Raw genomic sequence first — 3,347 nt, forward strand, 5'->3', positions numbered from 1 at the left:
GCTCAGGGTTAGTCGGGACCTAAGCCGAGGCCGAAAGGCGTAGGCGATGGACAACAGGTTGATATTCCTGTACCACCTCTTTATCGTTTGAGTGATGGGGGGACGCAGGAGGATAGGGTAAGCGCGCTGCTGGTTATGCGCGTCTAAGCAGTTAGGCTGATGAATAGGAAAATCCGTTCATCGTAAAGGCTGAGCTGTGATAGCGAGGGAATTATAGTACCGAAGTTCCTGATTCCACACTGCCAAGAAAAGCCTCTAGCGAGATAAAAGGTGCCCGTACCGCAAACCGACACAGGTAGGCGAGGAGAGAATCCTAAGGTGAGCGAGAGAACTCTCGTTAAGGAACTCGGCAAAATGACCCCGTAACTTCGGGAGAAGGGGTGCTTATTGAGGTGCATAGCCTCGATGAGCCGCAGTGAATAGGCCCAGGCGACTGTTTAGCAAAAACACAGGTCTCTGCGAAGCCGCAAGGCGAAGTATAGGGGCTGACGCCTGCCCGGTGCTGGAAGGTTAAGAGGAGGGGTTAGCTCACGCGAAGCTCTGAATCGAAGCCCCAGTAAACGGCGGCCGTAACTATAACGGTCCTAAGGTAGCGAAATTCCTTGTCGGGTAAGTTCCGACCCGCACGAAAGGCGTAACGATCTGGGCACTGTCTCAACGAGAGACTCGGTGAAATTATAGTACCTGTGAAGATGCAGGTTACCCGCGACAGGACGGAAAGACCCCATGGAGCTTTACTGTAGCCTGATATTGAATTTTGGTACAGCTTGTACAGGATAGGTAGGAGCCTGAGAAGCCGGAGCGCCAGCTTCGGTGGAGGCGTCGGTGGGATACTACCCTGGCTGTATTGAAATTCTAACCCTCACCCCTGATCGGGGTGGGAGACAGTGTCAGGTGGGCAGTTTGACTGGGGCGGTCGCCTCCTAAAATGTAACGGAGGCGCCCAAAGGTTCCCTCAGAATGGTTGGAAATCATTCGCAGAGTGTAAAGGCACAAGGGAGCTTGACTGCGAGACCTACAAGTCGAGCAGGGACGAAAGTCGGGCTTAGTGATCCGGTGGTTCCGCATGGAAGGGCCATCGCTCAACGGATAAAAGCTACCCTGGGGATAACAGGCTTATCTCCCCCAAGAGTCCACATCGACGGGGAGGTTTGGCACCTCGATGTCGGCTCATCGCATCCTGGGGCTGTAGTCGGTCCCAAGGGTTGGGCTGTTCGCCCATTAAAGCGGTACGCGAGCTGGGTTCAGAACGTCGTGAGACAGTTCGGTCCCTATCCGTCGTGGGCGCAGGAAATTTGAGAGGAGCTGTCCTTAGTACGAGAGGACCGGGATGGACGCACCGCTGGTGTACCAGTTGTCTTGCCAAAGGCATCGCTGGGTAGCTATGTGCGGACGGGATAAGTGCTGAAAGCATCTAAGCATGAAGCCCCCCTCAAGATGAGATTTCCCATAGCGTCAAGCTAGTAAGATCCCTGAAAGATGATCAGGTTGATAGGTCAGAGGTGGAAGCATGGTGACATGTGGAGCTGACTGATACTAATCGATCGAGGACTTAACCAAGTCAAATAGTAGCGAACTCATTCTTACGATTCTTCTTCTGTATTATCTAGTTTTGAGGGAATGAACCTCAAATAAATAGTCCGGCGGTGATGGCGAGAAGGTCACACCCGTTCCCATACCGAACACGGAAGTTAAGCTTCTCAGCGCCGATGGTAGTTGGGGCAGGCGCCCCTGTGAGAGTAGGACGCTGCCGGGCTATATATAATGGAGGATTAGCTCAGCTGGGAGAGCATCTGCCTTACAAGCAGAGGGTCGGCGGTTCGATCCCGTCATCCTCCACCATATAATAAAAATGTCATTATGCCGGTTTAGCTCAATTGGTAGAGCACGACCGAATACGCTTCTTTGAAATTACTTCAGCGTACCGACTGAGCTGCTGCTTGAATAAGCCTTCTGAAGTCGGGACGACGAAAACTAGACGAGCGTGTGCAATCTATATATTATCTTTTTCATTATGCCGGTTTAGCTCAATTGGTAGAGCAACTGACTTGTAATCAGTAGGTTGGGGGTTCAAGTCCTCTAGCCGGCATGTTTATACGAGCCATTAGCTCAGTCGGTAGAGCATCTGACTTTTAATCAGAGGGTCGAAGGTTCGAGTCCTTCATGGCTCACCATTTTAAATATGCGGGTGTGGCGGAATTGGCAGACGCACCAGACTTAGGATCTGGCGCCGCAAGGCGTGGGGGTTCGACTCCCTTCACCCGCACCATTTAAATTATATGCGGAAGTAGTTCAGTGGTAGAACACCACCTTGCCAAGGTGGGGGTCGCGGGTTCGAATCCCGTCTTCCGCTCCATTAGTGCCGGGGTGGCGGAACTGGCAGACGCACAGGACTTAAAATCCTGCGGTAGGTGACTACCGTACCGGTTCGATTCCGGTCCTCGGCACCATTTTATAATGCGCCCGTAGCTCAATTGGATAGAGCGTCTGACTACGGATCAGAAGGTTATGGGTTCGACTCCTTTCGGGCGCGCCATATAAACGGGAAATAGCTCAGCTTGGTAGAGCACTTGGTTTGGGACCAAGGGGTCGCAGGTTCGAATCCTGTTTTCCCGACCATTTATCAAATTTGGGGCCTTAGCTCAGCTGGGAGAGCGCCTGCTTTGCACGCAGGAGGTCAGCGGTTCGATCCCGCTAGGCTCCACCAAAAAAATATATTGACAAATTATATTTGATTTTGTTAATATATAAAGAGTCGCTTATAGGCGATATGATTGTTCTTTGAAAACTAAACAAACAAAACAAAACGTCAACAAACAATAATTATTCATCTCTTTATGAGATGAAGCCAACGTAACATTTATGAGCTAATCAACTTTCTTGGAGAGTTTGATCCTGGCTCAGGACGAACGCTGGCGGCGTGCCTAATACATGCAAGTCGAGCGAACTTGCGGGAGCTTGCTCCCAAAAGTTAGCGGCGGACGGGTGAGTAACACGTGGGCAACCTGCCTGTAAGACTGGGATAACTTCGGGAAACCGGAGCTAATACCGGATAATTCTTATCAACACATGTTGGTAAGCTGAAAGTCGGTTTCGGCTGGCACTTACAGATGGGCCCGCGGCGCATTAGCTAGTTGGTGAGGTAACGGCTCACCAAGGCAACGATGCGTAGCCGACCTGAGAGGGTGATCGGCCACACTGGGACTGAGACACGGCCCAGACTCCTACGGGAGGCAGCAGTAGGGAATCTTCCACAATGGACGAAAGTCTGATGGAGCAACGCCGCGTGAGCGATGAAGGCCTTCGGGTCGTAAAGCTCTGTTGTTAGGGAAGAACAAGTATCGGAG

General features: G+C 51.6%; 9 tRNA genes, 2 rRNA genes and 1 other annotated feature (1 of these 12 running past the window's edge). All 11 genes read left to right on the forward strand.

The features are described 5' to 3' along the window. Positions 1 to 1,560, forward strand: a 23S ribosomal RNA gene (locus A6749_RS12865) (it extends 1,376 nt beyond the left edge of the window). A gap of 79 nt (positions 1,561 to 1,639) precedes the next feature. Then, a 5S ribosomal RNA gene (rrf, locus tag A6749_RS12870) occupies positions 1,640 to 1,756 on the forward strand. Between the two features lie 10 nt (positions 1,757 to 1,766). After that, positions 1,767 to 1,842: transfer RNA gene (locus A6749_RS12875), tRNA-Val, on the forward strand. Positions 1,843 to 2,016: 174 nt separating this feature from the next. Then, positions 2,017 to 2,089 (forward strand) — tRNA-Thr (locus A6749_RS12880). Positions 2,090 to 2,098: 9 nt separating this feature from the next. After that, a tRNA-Lys gene (locus tag A6749_RS12885) sits at positions 2,099 to 2,174 on the forward strand. Between the two features lie 10 nt (positions 2,175 to 2,184). Continuing rightward, positions 2,185 to 2,269 (forward strand) — tRNA-Leu (locus A6749_RS12890). A 12-nt stretch (positions 2,270 to 2,281) separates the two neighbouring features. Beyond that, positions 2,282 to 2,356, forward strand: a tRNA-Gly gene (locus tag A6749_RS12895). 5 nt (positions 2,357 to 2,361) lie between these two features. Then, a tRNA-Leu gene (locus tag A6749_RS12900) sits at positions 2,362 to 2,450 on the forward strand. Positions 2,451 to 2,459: 9 nt separating this feature from the next. After that, positions 2,460 to 2,536, forward strand: a tRNA-Arg gene (locus tag A6749_RS12905). 6 nt (positions 2,537 to 2,542) lie between these two features. Next, positions 2,543 to 2,619 (forward strand) — tRNA-Pro (locus tag A6749_RS12910). Positions 2,620 to 2,631: 12 nt separating this feature from the next. Continuing rightward, positions 2,632 to 2,707, forward strand: a tRNA-Ala gene (locus tag A6749_RS12915). Positions 2,708 to 2,914: 207 nt separating this feature from the next. Continuing rightward, positions 2,915 to 3,347 (forward strand) — a sequence feature (16S ribosomal RNA rRNA prediction is too short).

This window comes from Neobacillus mesonae (assembly GCF_001636315.1).
Taxonomy (GTDB): Bacteria; Bacillota; Bacilli; order Bacillales; family Cytobacillaceae; genus Neobacillus; species Neobacillus mesonae.